Here is a 20,379-nt window from a genome sequence, read left to right on the forward strand (position 1 = left end):
GCAGGGGTGAGTGTTGGGTAGGGGGGGGCGAAACGCCTCGTTATTCCAGCAGGTTGCGGTAGCCCGCATCTTTGGGCGGGGCCGGCTGGCCGGGCTGGGCCACATAGGCGGGGGCCGGGGCATCGAGGGTTACAAACTTGAATTCGCCCTTGTTGTAGGCGGCCAGCAGCGCGTCGCCCTTGTCGGAGAGGATGCCGTTCTGCACGTCCACCGAGTTGATGAAGTCCATCGACAGGTCCATGGCCCGCTTCATCTCGCCCAGCTTCTGGCTCATGTCGTCCTGGATGTATTCCATCGACTCATCGAAGTAGAACTTCTTGTCGGGGTCGCCCTTGAAGATGCTCACGGCCGTGCGCAGGGCGTTGGAGCTTTCCTTCACCAGCTTGTACTCCACCTCCTTGAGGCGCACCTTGATTTCGGTTTCCTTGATGATGTAGTCGGCGCTCTGGTTGACCTTCTCCATGAAGGCCAGCACCTGCTGAATGTTGCGCTGCAAGGGCAGCAGCTTACTGTTCATCTCCTGGAGGCCCGCGCCCTCAATAGTGGCCAGCGAAGCGGTTTCCTTCATGCCGGGCCGATCGAGCATGGTACCGGCCTTGTTGGCCTCGGCGAATTTCTGCTTGATTTCCTCGTTGTTCTCGCCGATTTTTTTGTTGAGCTTCACCAGTTGCCCGGCCAGGGTGTCAATCTGGCCCTGCATCTTCTGGCGCTTCTGGCGCAGGTCGTTCACGTAAATTTTGAGGATGGCAATCGGGTTGAGCTGAATCACGAGCCCGGCAATCTTGCGCATCAGGGTTTTGAAGAGGAAGAACGTGGCCGTGCGCACGTCGCGGCTCGTGACCAGGAACACCACCACGCCCAGCGCCCCCAGTAGCAACGCCAGGTGCAGGGTGTTGGCGGCTACTTTAATCAGGAATTCGACGATCTGGTTGAAGTAGTAGAGGCCCGTGCCGGCCAGCCCGGCCAGCACCACCAGGCCCAGCACGCCTTCGGGCCGCGACCAGAACGAGCGTTTTTCTGCGTCGGTACCGCCGCCCAGCCGGGAGAAATCAGGAGTTGCCATGAGGGAAGGAATGTTAAGGGTGATTGGCCGAACGTTGTGGAGACGCCTCCTTGCGTTGCGTCGTGGCTGCTATTGACCGTTGGATACCGGGCCGTTCAACGATGAGACGCCAGGAGGCGTCTCGACAGCGTCTCTACGTCAAATGCTGGCTTATGCGGGCAATATCGTTTTTGATTTGCTGGGTGAAGTGCTCGTAGGTGGCCTCGTAGTTCTGGCGGTTCTGGTTGAGTTTGTCGCTCTGCTCCGTCACCTCGCCCCCGATGGCCGTGAGCCGGGCCGCGTTGGCCGCTAATTTCTGCTGAATCTCGGCCAGCTGTTGGGTCAGGGCCTCGGTATCGGCCTGGAGCTGCTGCTGCTCCTGTTGCAAACCGCCCACGCGCTCGGCAATGGCGGCTTCCACGCTCTTGATGAAGCCCGTGCGGTCTTCGCCCAGCACGTTCAGGTATTGGTTGGCCGTGCTCACGAGCTGGTTCACATCGGCCGAGCCGCCCAGGGCCTTGAAGCTGGCCCAGGCGGCCTGAAACTGCTTGGTTTCGCTCAGGTCGAGGCCGCCCAGGCCCCGCAGGGCGTCGCGGAACTCGAAGTAGTCGGGGCCGGGTAGGTTGTGCTTGGCCAGTACGCTGGCCAGATGTTCCGAAAACCGCGAATCAACCGCGCCCGTGGGCCGGGCGGCGGCGGGGGTGGCAACGGCGGCCCCGGGCGGCGGGGAGCCCGCCGGAGCGGGGGCATCCTTGATAAAGAAGCCCAGGATTTTGTGGCCGAGCGTAGTATCCGGTTCTGACATGAGCAGCGGGCGTAAAAGCGTAACTGCACAATGTTACGAGTTTCTGGGATTTAGCCGGCCAGTGAGCCTGCGGACGCGGCGGCCCGGGTTGCGAGCGGCGCGGAGGTGGAGCGGCTATGCTCTGCCCAGGAAAGAGGCCCGGCCGCGTCCTTCCTCTGGCGGGAGTTCAGCGCAGCGTAACGCGTGCCAGAGGAAGGACGCCGCCGCCGTGCCAGACAGTAAACCCGCACGCAAGACGGAGGGGCCGGAACGTGCTGTTGCACGGCTCCGGCGTAATTATGGGTTAACGGTTTGGCGCTTGGCGAAGGTGGCGATTTTTACCACAAATGTTCATGCGGAGAACCAAATTTTGATTAACCACAAATGTGTCCGCGGAGTACTGAACCGCCACTTTTGCCAAACGCCTGTTATGCGTATGTGCTTTCTTGTTTGTCAATTCTGTTCGTGTCATTTGTTTTGTTAATACCAACCTAAAAAAGTCATAAGTGCAATCAGAATAAGTCCAACCGCCATAATTGACTGCAAAACAAATATTGTCAATATAGATGCTCTCAAATATTTTTTGTTGTAGCTAAGTCCCTTGTAAGGGAAAATTGCAACAATTGTCCCAAGGATAAAACCAACTATATTAAAACCAAATAAATTAGCGTTTAATGATGTCAATAAATTGTCAGTAAAGCCTCGTCCTTTGATGAAAACTGCGAACATTATTGTATTAAAGATAATTAGTACACCAATTCTGATTAGAGTTTTTCTGCGGTCTGCTTTGAGTTGAGTGTCAAAGTCAACTTGGTCAATTGTGTCGATTGGATTATTGTCTGTCATTGTATTGATGTTTTATTGTTCGTGGTCGATTAGCATTACGCATAACATTTGTATTGCCGCTACTCCTTGTAGCGGCAAGCCGTCCTTGGCACGCAAGATAGTAGCGGCAAGCATACCAACGGTGGTGCGCTTGCCGCTACCCGGTCGTTTTGCCTGAGTTGCGCCAGGCAACCAATCCAGCCGCCCCCGCCGTACCTTCGCTCTCCCCAAAACGCACCCGGCCGAAACCAAACCCGGCCCGCTTGCTGTTTACCGACCTATGGCCGACAACTCCGCTTTGCAAGTAGCCGCCCCCGCGGCCGACCCCATTGACCAGCTCGACCCCCGCGAGTTTATCCTCATCAAAAACGCCCGGGTCCATAATCTGAAGAACCTGAGTGTGGCCCTGCCGCGCAACAAATTCATTGTGGTTACGGGCCTGTCGGGTTCCGGCAAGTCGTCGTTGGCCTTTGATACGCTCTATGCCGAGGGGCAGCGCATGTACGTGGAGAGCCTCAGCAGCTACGCCCGCCAGTTCCTGGGCCGCATGGACAAGCCCGACGTGGACTATATCCGGGGCATCTCGCCGGCCATTGCCATTGAGCAGAAGGTCAGCATCAAGAACAACCGCTCCACCGTGGGCACCAGCACCGAAATCTACGACTACCTCAAGCTGCTGTTTGCGCGGGTGGGTCGCACCTACTCGCCCGCCAGCGGAGTGCAGGTGAAAAAGGACAACGTGGCCGACGTGGTGGACTTCCTCATGCAACTACCCGCCGATACCCGCCTGACGCTGCTGGCCCCCCTGCAACGTGCCGAGGACGGTCGCCCGATGAGCAAGGAGCTGGATTTGCTCCTCCAGAAGGGCTATAGCCGGGTGGTGGTAGGCGGCGAAACCGCGTTCATTGAAGACCTGCTCACCGAGGGCCAGCCCGAAGTAACGGGCGAAGTGTTCATCATGATTGACCGCGCCGTTATCGTGCCCGGCGACGAAGACCTGGCCTTCCGCCTCGCCGACTCCGTGCAGACCGCCTTCTTCGAGGGCCACGGGAGTTTAGTTGTTAGTTATCAGTTGTCAGTTGTCGGTAATCAGTTGTCAGTTGTTAGTGAGCAGAACGGCCCGACAACTGACAACCAACAACTAACAACTAACCTGACAACCAAAAGCTTCTCCGACAAATTCGAGCTGGACGGGCTCGTGTTTGAGGAGCCGAGCGTGAACTTCTTCTCCTTTAATAACCCCTACGGCGCCTGCCAGACCTGCGAGGGGTTCGGTTCGGTGCTGGGCATTGATGAGGACCTGGTGATTCCCGATAAGAGCCTGACGGTGTACGAGGGCGCCATTGCCCCCTGGCGCACCGACAAGCAGAGCGAGTGGCTCAAGCCGCTCATCAAGAACGGTATCCGCTTCGATTTCCCGATTCACCGCCCCTACAACGAGCTGAGCGAGGCCGAGCGCACCCTGCTCTGGAAGGGCAACAAGTACTTTGAGGGCCTGAACGCCTACTTCAAGTGGGTGAGCGAGCAGACCCACAAAATCCAGTACCGGGTGCTGCAAAGCCGCTACCGGGGTCGCACCACCTGCCCCGACTGCCGGGGCACCCGCCTGCGCAAGGATGCCCAGTACGTGAAAGTGCAGGACCGCAGCATTACCGACCTGGTGCTGCTGCCCGTGAGCGAGGCCCTGGCGTTTTTCCGGACCCTGGACCTGCCCACCAACGAAGCCAAAGTGGCCGAGCGCCTCGTGACCGAAGTCACCAACCGTTTGGAGTACCTCAACCGGGTGGGCCTGGGCTACCTCACCCTCAACCGGCTCAGCAGTACGCTCTCGGGCGGGGAGAGCCAGCGGATTTCGCTGGCCACCTCCCTGGGTTCGGCTTTGGTAGGCTCCATGTACATTCTCGATGAGCCCAGCATTGGCCTGCACCCCAAGGATGCCGAGCAGCTGATCGGCGTGCTGCGCTCCTTGCAGCAGCTCGGCAACACCGTGATTGTGGTGGAGCACGAGGACAAGATGATGGAGCAGGCCGACCAGATTATCGACATCGGCCCCGAGGCCGGATCGGGCGGCGGCATCCTGCAATTCCAGGGCACCTACGCCGAAGTATTGGCCTCCGACACCTACACCGGCGAATACCTGAGCGGCCGGCGCGAGGTGGCCGTGCCCAAAATTCGGCGCCCCTGGCGCAACGCCCTGGAGCTGACCGGGGCCCGCGAAAACAACCTGAAGAACGTGAGCGTGAAGTTTCCGCTCAACGTGATGACGGTGGTTACGGGCGTGTCGGGCTCGGGCAAAAGCACGCTGGTAAAGCGCATTCTGGCCCCGGCCCTGCTCAAGCAGCTCGGCGGCGGCGCGGGCGAGGCCACCGGCAAGTTCGACCGCCTGATGGGCGTGAACGGGCAGGTAACCCACGTGGAGTTCGTCGACCAGAACCCCATCGGCAAGAGCAGCCGCTCCAACCCGGTTACCTACGTGAAGGCCTACGACGCCATCCGGACCCTGTTTGCCGACCAGCCCCTGGCCAAGGCCCGGGGCTTCAAACCCTCCCACTTCAGCTTCAATATCGACGGCGGCCGCTGCGAACTGTGCCAGGGCGAGGGCCAGGTGAAAATCGAAATGCAGTTCATGGCCGACATCTACCTGACCTGCGAAGCCTGCGAGGGCCGCAAGTTCAAGCAGGACGTGCTGGATGTGCAGTTCCAGGGTCATGCCATCAACGAGGTGCTCGAAATGACCATTGAGGACAGCCTGGAGTACTTCAAGGGCCAGCCCAAAATCGTGGAGCGCCTCAAGCCCCTGGAAGACGTGGGCCTGGGCTACATCCGGCTCGGGCAGTCGGCCAACACGCTTTCGGGCGGCGAGGCCCAGCGCGTGAAGCTGGCCTCTTTCCTGACCAAGGGCAACACCCATCAGCACGATAAAATCTTGTTCATCTTCGATGAGCCCAGCACCGGCCTGCACTTCCACGACATCAATAAGCTGATGACGGCCCTCAACGCGCTGGTGGAGCAGGGCAACTACGTACTCATCATCGAGCACAACATGGACATCATCAAGTGCGCCGACTGGGTGATTGACCTCGGCCCGGAAGGCGGCCTCAACGGCGGCCACCTACTGTTCGAGGGTACGCCCGAGCAGTTGGTGAAGCTGAAAGACACCAACCACACCGCCCGCTTCCTGGCCGAAAAGCTCTAAATCACAGATGTTACAGATGGTGCAGATGAAAAGGATTCGTTCTAACGAAAGATTTGTGCTGTTTGGGGATTCGTTCAACGATTCACCAAACGGCTTTTGCCTCGGCACTAATCTTCGACTAGAACGAATCCTTTTCATCTGCACCATCTGCACCATCTGTAACAGCTGTGATTCATGAATCTCAACCAGGTAACCGTGCCTGCCCGGGATGTGGCGGCGGCAGTAGCCTTTTACCAGCAGTTAGGCTTGCGGCTGATTGTGGATGCCTGCCCGCGCTACGCCCGGCTGGAATGCCCCGACGGGGAGGCGACGTTCTCCATTCATCGGGTGGAAGAACTGCCCCGGGGCGAAGGTGTAACGGTGTATTTCGAGCACGAAGAGTTGGATGAGTGGGTGGCGACGCTGCGCGGGTTGGGGGTGAAGTTTGAGCAACTGCCCACCGACCAAAGCTGGCTTTGGCGGGAGGCCCGCCTGAAGGACCCGGCCGGTAACCAGCTCATCCTATTTTATGGCGGCGAAAACCGCAAAAACCCGCCCTGGCGGGTGTAGTTCCGGTTACCGGGCTGTGCCACCCTGCGCGGGGCCGCACGATGTCACGTTTTTGTCCGGTTATGACGGAGTTTTGCGCTTTCGGTTTGATATATTGTTCGGCGATGAAGCGCCGGGCAGGCGGTGGCGTTCCGGCTCATGGCGGCCGTTGGCTGGCCGGGTATCGTTGCTCAAAACCGATCTGAATTGATAAGCAGCGCTCAAATATGGTAATGATCCACGATCTGCGGCTGCGGCTGCAACACGATGCGGCAACGGGGCTACTCCGGGCTGCCTGGCGCAAAGGCCAGCCGTTGTCGGCCTTTCAGTCGGCGCTGGAGTGGCTGATGGAGTTTAGCCAGGAGCACCAGGTAACGCGGTGGCTCATCGACATGCAGAGCCTGCCACCCTTGGGCAATGCCGAGCAAACTTGGATTACCGAGCACTGGTTTACGGCCATTACGGCCACGCCGGTACGCCAGTTGGCACTAGTGCTGCCTTCGGAAATGCACAACTACCTGGTCGCTACCGCACCGGTCCACGACCCCCGGCTGGTCCCACCATTCGAGCTGAATTTCTTCACGGACGCAGCTTCGGCGTTCGGCTGGCTGATGGAAAGTGAGCCGACAGGGGAACAAATCTGGCAGGAGTGGCCGCCCGACCATTCCGAGCCGGACCCGCGCCTGGCGTAAGTCTGCGGCAGGTGGCCGGCCGGGAAAAGCCGGGTATTTTTTCGGTTCTTGAGCAGATGAACTCCACGCTGCCTGCCTCTGGCTTGTCGTCGTCGGCCCCTGGCAACCGCGCCTGGCGCTGGCTGGCTGCTGCCGCTACCACCGCCAACGTCTTCCTCAACTACTGGTCGAATGCCCACCCCTTCAACGGGCAGACCAACGCCGTGGTATCGGGCAAATACCCGACGCCGGTTACGCCGGCCGGCTACGCGTTCAGCATCTGGGGCCTGATTTTTCTGAGTTTGCTGGCTTACGCCGTCTGGCAGCTGCTGCCGGCCCAGCGCCCCAACCCGCTGCCCGACCGCCTGGCCCGCCCGCTGGTGCTCGTGAACGTACTCACGGGCTGCTGGCTGGTGATATTTGCCTATGAGCTGCTGCCCCTGAGCGCCCTGGTGATGATCGGCATTCTGGCCGCGCTGGCCCTGGCCTACGGGCGGCTACGGCAGCTGGCCCGGCTGGAACCGGCCACCGTACCGGCCTGGGTCAACCTGCCGTTCGGCCTTTATCTGGGCTGGATTTCGGTGGCCCTGGTCGTGAACCTTACCGTGGCCCTGGGCCAGCACTGGCAGCCCGGCCCGGCCCCGGGCCTTGTCCTGGCGATGGGGCTGATGGGAGTAGTAGCTGCCCTGGCCCTTGGCGTAGTCGGCCGCTTCCGGGAACTGGCCTACCCGGCGGCCGTCACCTGGGGCCTGGTGGGCATCTGGGCCGCCCGCAACGGGGCGCCCGACACGCAGTTTCTGGCCTGGGCGGCGCTGCTGGCTGCGGCCGTAGTGGCCTTGGGGGCTTTGGTACTGGTATGGCGAGGAAGAAGGGGTGAGGCAGTGAAGGGGTGATAGTGTGAGGAGGCGAAGGAAGAATTGAACGCAACGAGAAGAACGTCATTCCGAGCGCAGCCGAGGAATCTCGCGTGCTGACGGTGCCCTGCTAACCAGCCGTCAGCAATACCATTGCGCGCGAAATTCCTCGACTCCGCTGCGCTGCGCTCGGAATGACGTTCCGTTTCTCCCTTCGCCCCATCACTTCCTCCCCCCACATTGTCCTAACTTGCGCGTCCAACTCTCACCCCCATACCCTTTCCGCTATGCGTAAGAATATTGTAGCCGGCAACTGGAAAATGAACACCACGTTGCAGGACGGCCAGGCGCTTATTTCCGAAATCGTACACATGGTGCAGGACGAAACCACCGGCCCGGCCGTGGAAGTAGTGGTTTGCCCGCCCTTCCCGTTCCTGCCGGCCATTGGCAAGCTGCTGCCCGAGGGCGGTCAGTTCCACCTCGGGGCTCAGAACTGCCACCAGAAGGAAAGCGGCGCGTTCACCGGCGAGGTGTCGGCCAAAATGCTGCAATCCGTGGGCTGCGAGTACGTGATTCTGGGCCACTCGGAGCGCCGTCAGTATTTCCGCGAAGACGACGAGCTGCTGAGCCAGAAGCTGAAAGCGGCCCTGGCCGCCGGCCTCAAACCCATTTTCTGCGTGGGCGAAACCCTGGAAATTCGCGAGCAGGACGAGACGTTCAACTTCATCAGCAAGCAGCTCCAGGACGGCTTGTTTCACCTCAGCAACGAGGAGTTCGACCAGGTAACCGTGGCCTACGAGCCCATCTGGGCCATCGGGACCGGCAAAACGGCCACCAGCCAGCAGGCCCAGGAAGTGCACGCCTTCATCCGGGAGCAGCTGGCCCGCGCCTACGACGCCAAGGCGGCCCTGAACACGAGCATCCTCTACGGGGGCTCCTGCAATGCCCAGAATGCCCGCGAGCTGTTCAGCCAGCCCGACGTGGACGGCGGCCTGATCGGCGGCGCGGCCCTCAAATCCCGCGACTTCACCGACATCATCAAGTCGTTCTAGAGAAGGGAGACAAGAGAGGGGAGAAGGGAGACAGGTAGCGGCCGTTAAACGTATTGCCGGCCGCATTTTTGCTTCTCGCTTCTCCTGTCTCACTTCTACCCCAATATGCTTCCAACTCTGCTCCTTTCCGGCCTGCTGGCGCTGAATCCGTTTGCCGCCGGGCCGCGCGGGCCACTAGCGGTTCCGGCGGCCGTCGTGGGCTCCGTCGACCCCTGCCGCCTCTACGGCTCGGTGTACCTGGAGCACGACCCACGCCGCCGGAGCGGCTGCTTCGCGGTGGTGTACCTGGAGCCCGAGGAAGCCTTTGCCGATTTGCTGGTGTACCCGGAAACCAACAAGCTCTTCGCCGACCAGGCCGGCCTCTGGTACCTCACCGAAGGCCGCAACTTCGCCGATTACGCCCTCTTTGTAACCCACAACCGCAACCTGGCCGATTTCTCCTTCCAGTACACCAAAGTGCGCAACTACGCCGGCTGCCGGAAGCGGTGAATGAGTGACTCGGTGAATGAGTGAATCATGCGGCCCAGGTACGTAGCGCGAACCAATTCGTTCTGCACGTGGGGAGCGGCCGAAATAAACACGAAGCCCCTGACGTGCGCACGTCAGGGGCTTCGTGTTTACCAGGAATACGTACTGGGCCGCATGATTCACTCATTCACCGAGTCACTCATTCACCGAATCACCGCTTCACCAGCTCCACCCGGCGGTTTTGGGCGCGGCCGGCTTCGGTGGTGTTGGCGGTTAGGGGTTGGGTCTGGCCGAAGCCGGCGGCCTGCAAACGCTCGGCGGCTATGCCGGCTGCCCTCAGAAACGCCACTACTGCCCCGGCCCGGGCCTCGGACAGCGGCTGGTTGTGGGCGGCGGTGCCGGCGTTGTCGGTGTGGCCCTGCACGGCCAGGCGCAGGGTGGGGTTCTGGCGCAACAGCGTCGCTACTTCGGCCACCGTCGGCTCCGATTCGGGCCGGATGGTGGCCTTATCCGTGTCGAAGTTCACGTAGAGGGCCACGTGGCCTTCCGCGTCTAATTTTTTTTTAGCTCCCCGGCCGGAACCGTGGATACCTGCTGGGGCATGGCGGCCCGCTCAGTCACGTTGATGTTCATGTACGTTTCGCCGGGCTTCACCTGAATCCAGACTTCTTTATCCTTCTGCCGGATAACGTAGGTATCCACCTGGTCGCCGGCGTCAATGTTGCCAGTGTATTTTTTGTACGTGTCACGGCCAATTTTCTCCACGGCCTCACGCGGCAGCTCGCCCGACGACACCTGCACACCGCCCAGGCTCTTGATCAGGGTTTCGTAGTTGCGCTGCTGCATCAGCTCCGAGGTTTTCTTGTTGTTGTTGATTACCCGGTACTGGCGGCGCAGCACTTTGCCCTCAATGGGCACCAGCTGCTGGCCGTCGTACACGTACGAGCGGTCGAACTCGTAGTAGGCGCTGTCGCTGGGGTTGGGAAACTTGTAACCCTTGGGGCCGCTCACGTAGGGGAAGCCGCCCAGGCTGGCGGTGGAAACGGGTATGGTGCTGATGTTGAAGGCCCCGCCCGGGGTGGCGGCCGTTTCGCCCGCCGCCGGTTGGGCTGGGGCGGTTTCGGCTGGGGCGGTTTCGGCGGCTACTTCGGGGCTGGCCACGGTCGTTTCGGTATTCGCAGTGGCTTCCGTCGGCGCGTCGGCGGGTTGGTCGTTGCTGCCGCAGCCGCTGAGGAGCGGGGCCAGCAGGGTGGCGGTGAGCAGGTAGCGCAAAGGTTGCTTCATAGCAGAAAGAGGAAGGATGAAGCAGTAAAAGAAGCAATAATTATATACTTGAATGCTTTTGTTCTTTTCTCCCGGAGATTCGCCGGTGGGAAGCCGCCGTTTTTTGCCCGACCTTTGCCGCCCCGGCCCCGCCGGCTGGTCCTTGTTTTCTTCTGACTCAACCTCCAATGGATTTTATTGAACTGCGCGTAACGGCTCCCGGCGAGCTGTCGGATATTCTGGTGGCCGAGTTGGCCGAAATCGGCTTCGACACCTTCGAGGACAACGACGAAGGCTTCTGCGCCTACACCACCCAGGACGTGTTCAGTGCCGACAACGTGGCCGAAATCATGAGCCGCTACCAGGGCCTGGGCGAGGTGGAGTTCGAGCACCGCCTTATTACCCGCCAGAACTGGAACGCCGAGTGGGAGAAGAACTTCCAGCCCCTGGTCATTGCCGATAAAGTGTCGGTGCGCGCGCCTTTCCACGCGGCCCGGCCCGACCTGGAGTACGAAATCGTGATTATGCCCCGCATGTCCTTCGGCACGGGCCACCACGATACCACGGCCCTCATGATCACCAACCAGCTCCACATCGACCACCAGAACAAGCGCGTGCTCGACATGGGCTGCGGCACCGGCATTCTGGCCGTGATGGCCGTGCAGCTGGGCGCCAGCTACGTGCTGGCCGTGGACGTGGAGCCCTGGACGGCCGAAAACGCCGCCGACAACGCCCTTGAAAACAACGTGCAAAACCAGGTGGAAGCCCGCCTCGGCGACGTAACGGCCCTGGAAGGGGAGGAGCCCTTCGACCTGATCCTGGCCAACATCAACCGCAACGTGCTGCTGGAAGACATGGGGGCGTACGCCCACTACCTCAAGCCCGGCGGCCCCATCCTGTTCTCGGGCTTCTACGAGGACGACCTGCCCCTGATCCGGGCGGCGGCCGAGCAGTCCGGCTTCGCCTACGAAAGCCACCGGGTGCAGAATCACTGGGTGTCGGCCGTGTTCCGGCAGCCGGCTTAGGGGCCGTCCGTCAGCTAACCGACCAAACACCGCTGCCCGAGCCCCCCGGCTTGGGCAGCGGTGTTTGGCAGGAAAATGGCTGGCCGTCGGAATTGAACGAAAGTCGGGCGGAGTATAATTGTGGCGAGGCCGGCCGGGAAAGCCACGGGCTGGTCGCCGGAAAGTGCCGGCTTTTGCTGAAATTGTAGGCGACTAACTGAGTAGGGAGCCATAGGAATCAGGTAATTGGCCCGTCCGGCTTCGCTGCTGAGGGTCTGGGTTACCGGCCTCCGGCTCGTTGGTTGACGAAGGGTAGCGGGCCGCTGGTTGCCCGCTGCGGATGGACTTTAGGACTACACCTGGATAATGCGGTATATGAAGCACGTTGCCTTTCAATGGGCGTTGGTGGTACTGGTAGGGCTGGGGCTGGGTGCGCCGGCCTGGGCCCAGCAGAAACCCGCCGCCGCCAAGCCCGATGCCCCGGCCGCCGCGCCGGTGCTGCCCAAGTTCGCGGGCAAGTTCAGCTCGGAGCCCGAGCAGTTCATCACGGAGGTGCAGTCGCTGATGGCGACCACCAAAAACGCGGCGGCCGTGGCGGCCGGTACCCGCCTGCAACAGGTGTGGGCCAGCAACCGCCTCACGGCCACCCAGCAGCGCTACATCGTGGCCCTGAGCCAGTACATGCTGGCCCGCAAGATGCGCGCCCGGCCCTACTTCGAGAACTTCTACACCGCCATTGCCGCCGGCGCTACCGTCCAGAACCTCTCCGATCAGCAGATGACGGAGTTGCTGGCCACCATCGGCAAGACGCTGGAGAAGGACCCGACCGCCGAATCCGAAAAGTTCCTGGCCGACGCGGCCCAGTTCCTGGATACCAAGTTTCTGCACCGCTCCCGCTACAGCACCCTGCGCGTGGTGGGCGGCACGTTCCGCTTCGCCTACAACGACAACGACCTGCCTCCGATGGCCCCGCCCGCCCCGGCTCCGGCCCCCGCCCCGGCCGGCAAAACAGCTCCCGCCAAAAGCAACGGCTGGGGCGATGAAGACCCCTGGGGCGGCACCAACACCGACAAAAAGACCGCCAAAGCCGCCGCCTCCGGCTGGGATGCCGGGGCCGCTCCGGCCTACGGCGGCTACGTGATGCCGCCCACCCGCGGGGCCGTGATTATGCTCCAGGACGCCGACCTGTTCCTGGCCTCCCCGGCCGACTCGGTCTACATCCGCAAAACCAGCGGGGCGGTAGTATCGGGCCAGAACCGCTTCGTGGGCTACGGCGGCGAGTTTGCCTGGCAGGTCAACAACAGCCCCGTCTCGGCCCGCCTCACCTCCTACGACTTCGATATTACCAAGGCCGAATTTGCGGCCAACCCCGTCACGCTCACGTATCCGGCCGTGCTGGAAAACCCCGTAACGGGCTGGATGGCCTACAAGAGCATTCAGCGCAAGGCCGGGGCCGATACCGGCTACCCGCGCTTTATCTCCACCACCAACGACGCGCGGGTGAAGAACATCGGCGACAACATCCGCTACTTCGGAGGCTTCTCGCTGGCCGGCAACCGGTCGTTGTCGGCGGCCCTCGACGGGTCGGAGTCGCGCATTATCGTGGACGTGGAGGGCAAGCCCAAGTTCCGGGCCTCCTCCAAGGCCTACGAGCTGGGCGACTCGCTCATCACGGCCGAGCACGCCTCGGTATCCATTTTTCAGGATAAAAACGACTCGCTCACCCACCCCGGCGTGAAGCTCAAGTACAACAAGCGCAACCAGGTGTTGCAGCTCACCCGCGAGGCCGGCCTCTACAAAAGCACGCCCTACCACGACTCCTACCACCAGATGGAGGTGACTACCGAGCTGCTGACCTGGCCCGTGCGCACGCCTTTCATCGACTTCTCCATCCTGACGGCCAAGAACCAGGTAACGGCCGATTTCGAGTCCAAGGAATTCTACACCAACACCCGCTACCAGCAGATCAAGGCCATCAATAAGCTGCACCCGCTGCAAATGATTGTGGGCTACAGCGCCGAAAACGGCAATAAACGCCTGTTTACGGTGCAGGACGTGGCCAGCTTCCGCAAGCTCAAGCCCGACAACGTGCGCTCGGTGGCCGCCGGCCTGGCCCGCGACGGCTACGTGGCCTGGTATCCGCAGAGCGACCAGATTGTGGTGCTGCCCAAGGCCTACCACTACGTGAACTCGTCGCGCGGCAAGAAGGACTACGACCACCTGGCCATCAAGAGCCTCTCGCCCTCGGGCCACAACGCCACCCTCGACCTGAACACCAACGACCTGATTGTGCGGGGCGTGGATCGTTTCAACTTCTCCGACGACTCCGTGACGGTGTTCGTGAAGCCCGACTCCAGCATCGTGCGGATTCAGAAAAACCGGGGCGTGCTCTTCAACGGCACCGTGGTGGCCTCGGCTTTCGTGTTCAAGGGCAAGGAGTTCAAGTTCGACTATGACGGCTTCTACATTGATCTGGTCAAGATTGACTCCATCATCGTGAAGGGCAAGGGCTCGAAGGGCTCGGTAATGAAGGCCCGCAAGGACCTGGACTGGACGCTGACCAACAAGAAGAAGAACTCGGCCGGCCGCCTCTACATCAACGCGCCCAACAACAAATCGGGCCGCAAGAAGCTGGGCGCGTATCCTACCTTCGACGCCAGCACCGGGGCCTACGTGTACTTCGACAAGCCCGAAGTGCTGGGCGGCGCCTACGATACCACCATGTACTTCGATATTCCGCCCTTCAAGCTGGATTCGCTCAACAACAAGAACCGGGCGGCCGTGGGCTTTAAGGGCACATTCGTGTCGGGCGGCATCATCCCCAGCTTCGACACCAAGCTCACCATGCAGGACGACGGCTCGCTGGGCTTCGTGTACAACGTGCCCAAGGCCGGGTTTCCACTGTATGGGGGCAAGGGCACGCTCTATAATAAGGTGAGTATGAGCAACCGCGGCCTGCAAGGCATCGGTAACATCAAGTACCTGACCGGCGACTTCCAGAGCGACCAGTTTATCTTCTACAAGGACTCCGTGGTGACGGTGGGCAAAACGGCCGTCATTCTGCCCGGCCCGCTCAAGGGTACCGAGTTTGCCAAGGTCACCTTCCTGCCCGGTTACCAGATGAAGTGGGCCGTGCGCCAGGACTCCATGTACCTCACCACCCAGGACAAGGGGGAGAGTTTCAAGGTGTACGACGTGGCCTACGGCTTCAAGGGCACGCTCACCTACACGCCCGGCGGCCTGCTGGGCCAGGGCGTGATGGACGGGCCGCAGTCGTTTATCCGCTCCAACGATTTTGTGTTCAAGCCCACCCAGTTCACGGGCAAGCGCTCCACGTTCAACATCAAATCGGCGGAGGTGAACAAGCCGGCCCTCACGGCCAACAACGTGAATTTCACCTACGACCTGAAGGGCGGCAGCACCGAATTTGCCCGCGAATCGGACGACACCAAGTCCAGCATCGACCTGCCCTACTCCGATTACCGCACCACGCTCTCGGGAGGCAAGTGGGACTTTAAGAAGAAATTCGTGCAGCTGCGCGTGGCCCCGGGGGCCGATTCGTCGCGCTCCTACTTCTACAGCACCAAGCCCGAACAGCGGGGCCTCAAGTTCCAGGCCGCTACCGGCCAGTACGATTTGAGCCGCTACCGGCTGGTGGCCGGCGGAGTGCCGCGCATCTCGGCCGCCGACGCCTGGATTGTGCCCGATTCCAACAAAGTGTACGTGCTGCCAAATGCCGAAATGCGCGCCTTCCAGAACGCGAGCATCGTGATGGACACCCTGCGCAAGTACCACAACCTGTACAAGGGCGAAATCCGGGTGCTCTCGCGCACGGCCTTCAGCGGCAACGCCCTCTACAACTACAAAACTTCCGCCGACTCGTTCGCCATCAAGTTCGCCAACTTCCACGTCGACTCCACGGCTATGATTACGGCCCTGAACACGGGCGGCAAGAAGGGCGGCGGCCTGCTCAAGCGGGGCCCCACGCAGGAAGACCTGCCCGCCTCGCCGCCGACGATTGCCGTAGCCAGCATTCTGGCCTCGGATAAGTTCAACCTGGCTCCGCGCATCGCGTACCGGGGCGGCATCACGATGAACTCCCAGAAGAAGGGCTTCACCTTCGACGGACAGGCCAGGATGAACTTCGTCAAGTCGGCGGCGGCTTCCGACTGGTTTGCCGTCCAGGATACCATCGACCCTAAGCGCATCCGCATCAAGCTCAACTCGCCCAAGGCCGAGGACGGTACGCCCATGCTTTCGGGCCTGTTCCTGTCGGAAGGCACGGGCAAGCTCTACCCGCTGTTCGTGGCCCCCAAGCCCGGCGTGACGGACCAGAACCTGTTCACGGTGGACGGTACGCTCAGCTACGACCAGCGCAACCGCGTGTACGCCATCAGCCGGCACAACCCCTACGACCCCGACGTGTACGAGGGCTCGGTGCTCACGCTCAAAGACTCGACCGGGGAGCTCAACTTCCGTGGCAAGTTCGAACTCATCAACTCCAACAAGGACTATGCCCTGCAAGCCGCCGGCCTGGGCTATGCCAAGCCCGACAGCGCCATTTACGACCTGGATACCTTCCTGACTTTCGACATCAACCTGCCCGAAAAGGCAGTGGAAGCCATGGCCCAGGATATGGCCTCCAATGCCAAGGGCGCGCCCGAGGCCCTGACCGGCTCCCAGGACCAGCTCTACAAAATGGGCGAATTCATCGGCAGCAAGGCCGTGCAGGACTACAGCACCCGCAAGGGCAGCTACGTGCCGCTCCAGAAAGTGTCGGCCAAATTCCTGCACACGCTGGTGCTGAGCCAGGTGAACCTGCGCTGGGATGAGAAGCGGCGGGCCTGGTACTCGGTAGGTAAAATTGGCCTGGTGAGCGTGGGCAAGAAGGACATCAACGCCCTGATTGACGGCTACATCGAAATCAAGAAGGAAAGCGCCGGCGACGTGGTGGAGCTTTACCTGGAAGCCGAGCCCCAGACCTGGTACTACCTCAAGTACACCAACAACGTAATGCTGGCCAAGGCCCAGCACGGCTCCTTCGATGAAATTATCGGCCTCAAGGCCAAGGGCGACTACAACACGGCCACCGAATACGGCTTCTACCTCGGCGACGACCAGGAAGTGCAGCTCTTCCTCAACCACTTCCGCAAGGACTACCTCAAGGAAACCGGCAAGCGCAAAGTCAATAGCACCCAGCCCCAGAGCACCGGCAACTTCGAGTTCGACCAGGATGCCAGCAAGAAGAAGAAAAAGAAGAAAAAGAACGACCCGGTAGACGATGTTATGCAGGACAACCCGCCGGCCGATGCACCTGCCGAGGATACCGGCCGCAAAAAGAAGAAGAACAAGGACGAAGCGGTAGAATCCACCCCGCCCGCCGCCCCGGCCCCCGCCGACGACTCGGGCAGGAAAAAGAAGAAGGACGCCGTTGAGAACGCGCCAGCCCCCACCGAGCCGCCCGCCGACGACCCGAAAAAGGACAAGAAGAAAAAGAAGAAGGCCGGCGACGACCCCTTCGGCGAGTAACCCCCAAGACCCGGTAGCCCAGCTGCCGGGTCTTTTCGTGTGGCCTGACTACCTGTGGCCCGGACTTGAGTCCGTAGCCCGCCCCGTCATCCGTATCACCAGCACTATCGGGCTACGGGCGGAAGTCCGGACCACAGCTGCCCCGCCGTTCCGGTTATCAGGGTACCACTAGACTAGGGCGTGAGGGAACAGAAATTATGGGTAAGCTAATTCACTGAGCGACGTTTCGCAATTTGTTAGGGTACGTAGCGGGCGTAATTGCCCTGCCGCAATGGCCTCGGGCAGCGTGGAATCGTAACGGCCCAGCATGTTAACGTATTCATGCAGCAAGGCCGAGAGGCGGGCCACGTCGTCCGGATTCAGGCCTCCCCCGGTTTCCTGCCACTGCTCCAAGGCTTGTTGCAAATAGCGGGTATTCCACTGCTTCAAGGCGTTGATGCCCAATCCTAAGGCTCCTAACTGGTCTTCCATGCCCTCACGATGGCGCTGGCGCAACTCACCCTTCTTGCCGTGAAAGACAGCGCGGGCCAGCGCGTGGTGCCCCTCGCCGCAGTTGAGTTGCACCAGAATGGGCTGACGGACCTGTGGTTATCGTGGAAAGTCAACAGGGCAGAACGAGAAATCTTGGGACATTCCACCACCTGCATACAGTGATAATTAGGTTAGCCGCCTACCTTCTGGCAGCGAGAGCGGCCAACCTATTCGCTGCTCACTCGGCCCGCAGGCTCAGCACGGGGTTGCGGCGGGCGGCCCGCCAGGCCTGCACGCTCACCGTCAGCCAGGCAATGAGCAGAGCTCCCATCCCGGCGGCGGCGAAGTACCACCACTGCCACGCTACGCGGTAGGCAAAGCCTTCCAGCCAGTGCTGCATCAGCAGGTAGCTCAGCGGCAGCGCCAGCACGATGGCCACGACCACCAGCCAGGTCAGGCTGCTGGTCAACAGCCACACAATGCTCAGCTCGCTTGCGCCCAGGGCCTTGCGGATGCCGATTTCCTTGCGCCGCCGCTCGGCGGTGAAGGCGGCCAGCCCCAGCAGGCCCAGGGCGGAAATGAGAATGGCCAGCCCGGCGAAGTAGCGGGCGAGCACCGCCACCCGCCGCTCGGCCACATACTGGGCCTGGTAGTCAGTATCCAGAAACGTGTAGTCGAGCGCAAAGCCGGGGTTGTAGGCGGCGTATAGCTGCTGCAGCCGCGCAATGGTGGCCTGCTCCGCGCCCGGCTGCAGCTTCACGAGCACCGTGTTCACCTGAGGGTCGAGCTGGAGAACAAGAGGTTTGATTTTTTCATGCAGCGACTCGTAGTGGAAGTCGCGGACCACGCCCACGATGCGGGCGCCGTCGAGTTGTTGACCCACAGGGTCCGGCATTCCCAGGCCGGCCACCAGGGCTTGGTTGACGAGAATGGCGGCACTGTCGGCGCGGAACTGCGGCCCAAAGCTGCGGCCGGCCACCAGGCGCAGGCCCATCGTTTCCACCAGGTCGTAGTTGACCAACATCGTCGCTACGGGCAGGCGCTTCCCCTGCCAGCTCCTCTCGGCCACGTAGCGCCCGCCCAGGAAGCCGCCCAACACACTGGACGCCTGCACGACGCCCGGCAGTTTCTTCACCTCGGCCAGAAAGGCCGTCTGCTCGCGCGCCGCCTTGCCGCCCGTATCAAAGCGGAGCACGTGGGCCTTGTCGTAGCCCAACGGCTGGCGCTGCACAAACGCCAACTGGGCGTTGACCACCACCACGGCCACGATGAACAGCACCGAGAGCGTGAACTGCAGCACGACCAGGCCCTGCCGCGTCCACACCTCACCGGCCCGGGTCGGCAGCTTGCCTTTGAGCACGGCCGCCGGCTGGAACCCCGACAGGTAGAAGGCGGGGTAGCTGCCCGCCAGCAGCCCCGTGCCCAGCGCCAGGGCCAGGCCGGCTCCCACCAGCGGCCACTCCCACCGCAGGGCCAAGGGCTTGCCCGTCAGCGCGCTGAACTGCGGGAGCACGAGCTGCACCAGTCCCACGGCCACGACCAGGGCCAGCAAGGCCATCACCACCGATTCGGTCAGGTATTGTCCTATCAGCGCGGCGCGGCTTGCCCCCAGGGCCTTGCGAATGCCCACTTCCTTGACCCGCCGCGAGGCTTTGGCGGTGAACAGGTTCATGAAGTTGATGCTGGCAATCACCAGAATGAGGCCGGCAATCAGGGCCAGCAGCCGCACGTAGACAATGCGTCCCCCGGTGGCGACGCCGTTTTCGTAGGTGCCGTGCAGATACCCCACCGCGAACGGCCGCACGAACAGCGTGCGCCCCTGGGCCTGGGCCTGCGCGCTTTTGGTTTTTAGCAACCCCGCCAGCTTGGCTTGGAACTGCGCGGGGTCGGCCCCCTGCTTCAGGGCCAGGTAGGTACTGAAGGGGCCGTCGTCGTCCCACTGGATGGCCTTGCTCATCTGCATCCGGTCTTTGAACGAGGCAAAGGGCAGCACGAAGTCAAACTGCTCAGACGAGTTGCGGGGCACGTCGGCAAACACTCCGGCCACCAGGCTGGTCTGCGTGCTATCGGCGGCCAGTTGCCATTTCACGGGCTTGCCCAGGCTGTTCTGCGGCGACCCAAAGAGCTTCGTGGCCAGGGCTTCGGAGAGGACTAGGGCGTGTTTGTCCCGCAGCACCGTGGCGGGGGTGCCCACCAGCAAGGGGTAGGAAAACAGCTGAAAGAAGGCCGGGTCCGCGTATTTGGCGACGGCAGTGAGGTGCTGGCCGCCCGCCGTTAGCGTGAACGGAGGAAAAAACGGGACCGGTGTGGTGGTCGCCACGAATTCAATCTCCGGCATTTCCCGCCGCAGGGCCTCGGCCAGCAGCGGCACGGTGCCGGTTTGGGTCTCGATGCCGGCGGCGGTGCGGCGGTTTTCCAGCACCTGGTAGAGACGGCTGTCCAGGGCGTGGTAGCGGTCGAAGCTGCGCTCATCGCTTATCCAGAGGTAGATAAGCAGCGCGCAGGCCAGGCCGGTCGAAAGGCCAATCAGGTTGATAAAGAACGTGCTTTTGAACCGCTTAAAGTTGCGGTAGAGGAGCAGCAAGGGGTAGGGAAGCATGGCTATCGGTTAAGTTGTCAGTTGCTCGTTGTCAGTTGTTAGTCAGGAATTTGCGAGTTAACTAACAACTGACAACGAGCAACTGACAACCTG

General features: G+C 61.5%; 14 protein-coding genes and 1 pseudogene. 8 read left to right on the forward strand and 7 right to left on the reverse strand.

Annotated features, from left to right (window positions below; all coding sequences use genetic code 11):
- Window positions 1-40: 40 nt before the first annotated feature.
- The 3 genes from D0T11_RS10255 to D0T11_RS22105 all read right to left on the reverse strand — a co-directional run bounded on the left by D0T11_RS10255 (window position 41) and on the right by D0T11_RS22105 (window position 2,672).
- Window positions 41-1,063 carry a hypothetical protein gene (locus D0T11_RS10255; RefSeq protein WP_119655700.1) on the reverse strand — a complete coding sequence of 341 codons (1,023 nt, stop codon included), beginning with the start codon at window positions 1,061-1,063 and terminating at the stop codon, window positions 41-43.
- Window positions 1,064-1,196: 133 nt separating this feature from the next.
- A complete protein-coding gene (locus D0T11_RS10260) occupies window positions 1,197-1,847 on the reverse strand; it encodes a hypothetical protein (protein WP_119655701.1) in 651 nt (216 codons plus the stop codon).
- Between the two features lie 459 nt (window positions 1,848-2,306).
- Window positions 2,307-2,672, reverse strand: coding sequence for a hypothetical protein (locus D0T11_RS22105; RefSeq protein ID WP_147374607.1), 366 nt, complete (start codon window positions 2,670-2,672; stop codon window positions 2,307-2,309).
- Window positions 2,673-2,931: 259 nt separating this feature from the next.
- Between D0T11_RS22105 and uvrA the strand changes: the two genes are divergently transcribed.
- The 6 genes from uvrA to D0T11_RS10290 all read left to right on the forward strand — a co-directional run bounded on the left by uvrA (window position 2,932) and on the right by D0T11_RS10290 (window position 9,441).
- Window positions 2,932-5,847, forward strand: a complete 2,916-nt coding sequence (gene uvrA / locus D0T11_RS10265; RefSeq protein ID WP_119655702.1) for an excinuclease ABC subunit UvrA — start codon at window positions 2,932-2,934, stop codon at window positions 5,845-5,847.
- A gap of 174 nt (window positions 5,848-6,021) precedes the next feature.
- Entirely contained in the window at window positions 6,022-6,396 is a 375-nt protein-coding gene (locus tag D0T11_RS10270) for a VOC family protein (protein ID WP_119655703.1), read from the forward strand.
- Window positions 6,397-6,608: 212 nt separating this feature from the next.
- Window positions 6,609-7,067 (forward strand): hypothetical protein, encoded by a 459-nt coding sequence (locus D0T11_RS10275; RefSeq protein ID WP_119655704.1) that lies wholly within the window; start codon window positions 6,609-6,611, stop codon window positions 7,065-7,067.
- A gap of 56 nt (window positions 7,068-7,123) precedes the next feature.
- The gene (locus tag D0T11_RS10280; protein ID WP_119655705.1) at window positions 7,124-7,939 is read left to right on the forward strand and encodes a tryptophan-rich sensory protein; all 816 of its coding nucleotides are present in this window, start codon (window positions 7,124-7,126) and stop codon (window positions 7,937-7,939) included.
- A gap of 248 nt (window positions 7,940-8,187) precedes the next feature.
- Complete coding sequence (gene tpiA, locus D0T11_RS10285; RefSeq protein WP_119655706.1) at window positions 8,188-8,952, forward strand: triose-phosphate isomerase; 765 nt, start codon at window positions 8,188-8,190, stop codon at window positions 8,950-8,952.
- A 105-nt stretch (window positions 8,953-9,057) separates the two neighbouring features.
- Window positions 9,058-9,441 carry a DUF6150 family protein gene (locus D0T11_RS10290; RefSeq protein ID WP_245990733.1) on the forward strand — a complete coding sequence of 128 codons (384 nt, stop codon included), beginning with the start codon at window positions 9,058-9,060 and terminating at the stop codon, window positions 9,439-9,441.
- Between the two features lie 190 nt (window positions 9,442-9,631).
- On the opposite strand, the gene D0T11_RS10295 is transcribed toward D0T11_RS10290, so the two are convergent.
- Both D0T11_RS10295 and D0T11_RS10300 read right to left on the reverse strand, forming a co-directional pair.
- Window positions 9,632-9,958 carry an OmpA family protein gene (locus D0T11_RS10295; protein ID WP_182888332.1) on the reverse strand — a complete coding sequence of 109 codons (327 nt, stop codon included), beginning with the start codon at window positions 9,956-9,958 and terminating at the stop codon, window positions 9,632-9,634.
- Between the two features lie 14 nt (window positions 9,959-9,972).
- The gene (locus tag D0T11_RS10300; protein ID WP_119655708.1) at window positions 9,973-10,704 is read right to left on the reverse strand and encodes a hypothetical protein; all 732 of its coding nucleotides are present in this window, start codon (window positions 10,702-10,704) and stop codon (window positions 9,973-9,975) included.
- Window positions 10,705-10,871: 167 nt separating this feature from the next.
- Between D0T11_RS10300 and prmA the strand changes: the two genes are divergently transcribed.
- Window positions 10,872-11,708: a 50S ribosomal protein L11 methyltransferase gene (gene prmA / locus D0T11_RS10305; RefSeq protein WP_119655709.1), complete on the forward strand. Its 837-nt coding sequence runs from the start codon at window positions 10,872-10,874 to the stop codon at window positions 11,706-11,708.
- A gap of 354 nt (window positions 11,709-12,062) precedes the next feature.
- Window positions 12,063-17,216 (forward strand): hypothetical protein, encoded by a 5,154-nt coding sequence (locus tag D0T11_RS10310; RefSeq protein ID WP_147374608.1) that lies wholly within the window; start codon window positions 12,063-12,065, stop codon window positions 17,214-17,216.
- A 195-nt stretch (window positions 17,217-17,411) separates the two neighbouring features.
- Here the strand turns inward: D0T11_RS10310 and D0T11_RS10315 are convergent.
- Window positions 17,412-17,792: pseudogene (locus D0T11_RS10315) on the reverse strand (Tn3 family transposase); the annotation flags it as partial.
- 133 nt (window positions 17,793-17,925) lie between these two features.
- Window positions 17,926-20,286 (reverse strand): FtsX-like permease family protein, encoded by a 2,361-nt coding sequence (locus tag D0T11_RS10320; RefSeq protein ID WP_119655712.1) that lies wholly within the window; start codon window positions 20,284-20,286, stop codon window positions 17,926-17,928.
- Window positions 20,287-20,379: the final 93 nt, after the last annotated feature.

The sequence above is a fragment of the Hymenobacter rubripertinctus genome (assembly GCF_003583925.1).
Taxonomy (GTDB): Bacteria; Bacteroidota; Bacteroidia; order Cytophagales; family Hymenobacteraceae; genus Hymenobacter; species Hymenobacter rubripertinctus.

Bases quoted from the DNA above. Each gene is read 5' to 3' on its own strand.
- D0T11_RS10255 (WP_119655700.1), bottom strand. From the start codon at position 1,063: ATGGCAACTCCTGATTTCTCCCGGCTGGGCGGCGGTACCGACGCAGAA.
- D0T11_RS10260 (WP_119655701.1), bottom strand. From the start codon at position 1,847: ATGTCAGAACCGGATACTACGCTCGGCCACAAAATCCTGGGCTTCTTT.
- D0T11_RS22105 (WP_147374607.1), bottom strand. From the start codon at position 2,672: ATGACAGACAATAATCCAATCGACACAATTGACCAAGTTGACTTTGAC.
- uvrA (WP_119655702.1), top strand. From the start codon at position 2,932: ATGGCCGACAACTCCGCTTTGCAAGTAGCCGCCCCCGCGGCCGACCCC.
- D0T11_RS10270 (WP_119655703.1), top strand. From the start codon at position 6,022: ATGAATCTCAACCAGGTAACCGTGCCTGCCCGGGATGTGGCGGCGGCA.
- D0T11_RS10275 (WP_119655704.1), top strand. From the start codon at position 6,609: ATGATCCACGATCTGCGGCTGCGGCTGCAACACGATGCGGCAACGGGG.
- D0T11_RS10280 (WP_119655705.1), top strand. From the start codon at position 7,124: ATGAACTCCACGCTGCCTGCCTCTGGCTTGTCGTCGTCGGCCCCTGGC.
- tpiA (WP_119655706.1), top strand. From the start codon at position 8,188: ATGCGTAAGAATATTGTAGCCGGCAACTGGAAAATGAACACCACGTTG.
- D0T11_RS10290 (WP_245990733.1), top strand. From the start codon at position 9,058: ATGCTTCCAACTCTGCTCCTTTCCGGCCTGCTGGCGCTGAATCCGTTT.
- D0T11_RS10300 (WP_119655708.1), bottom strand. From the start codon at position 10,704: ATGAAGCAACCTTTGCGCTACCTGCTCACCGCCACCCTGCTGGCCCCG.
- prmA (WP_119655709.1), top strand. From the start codon at position 10,872: ATGGATTTTATTGAACTGCGCGTAACGGCTCCCGGCGAGCTGTCGGAT.
- D0T11_RS10310 (WP_147374608.1), top strand. From the start codon at position 12,063: ATGAAGCACGTTGCCTTTCAATGGGCGTTGGTGGTACTGGTAGGGCTG.
- D0T11_RS10320 (WP_119655712.1), bottom strand. From the start codon at position 20,286: ATGCTTCCCTACCCCTTGCTGCTCCTCTACCGCAACTTTAAGCGGTTC.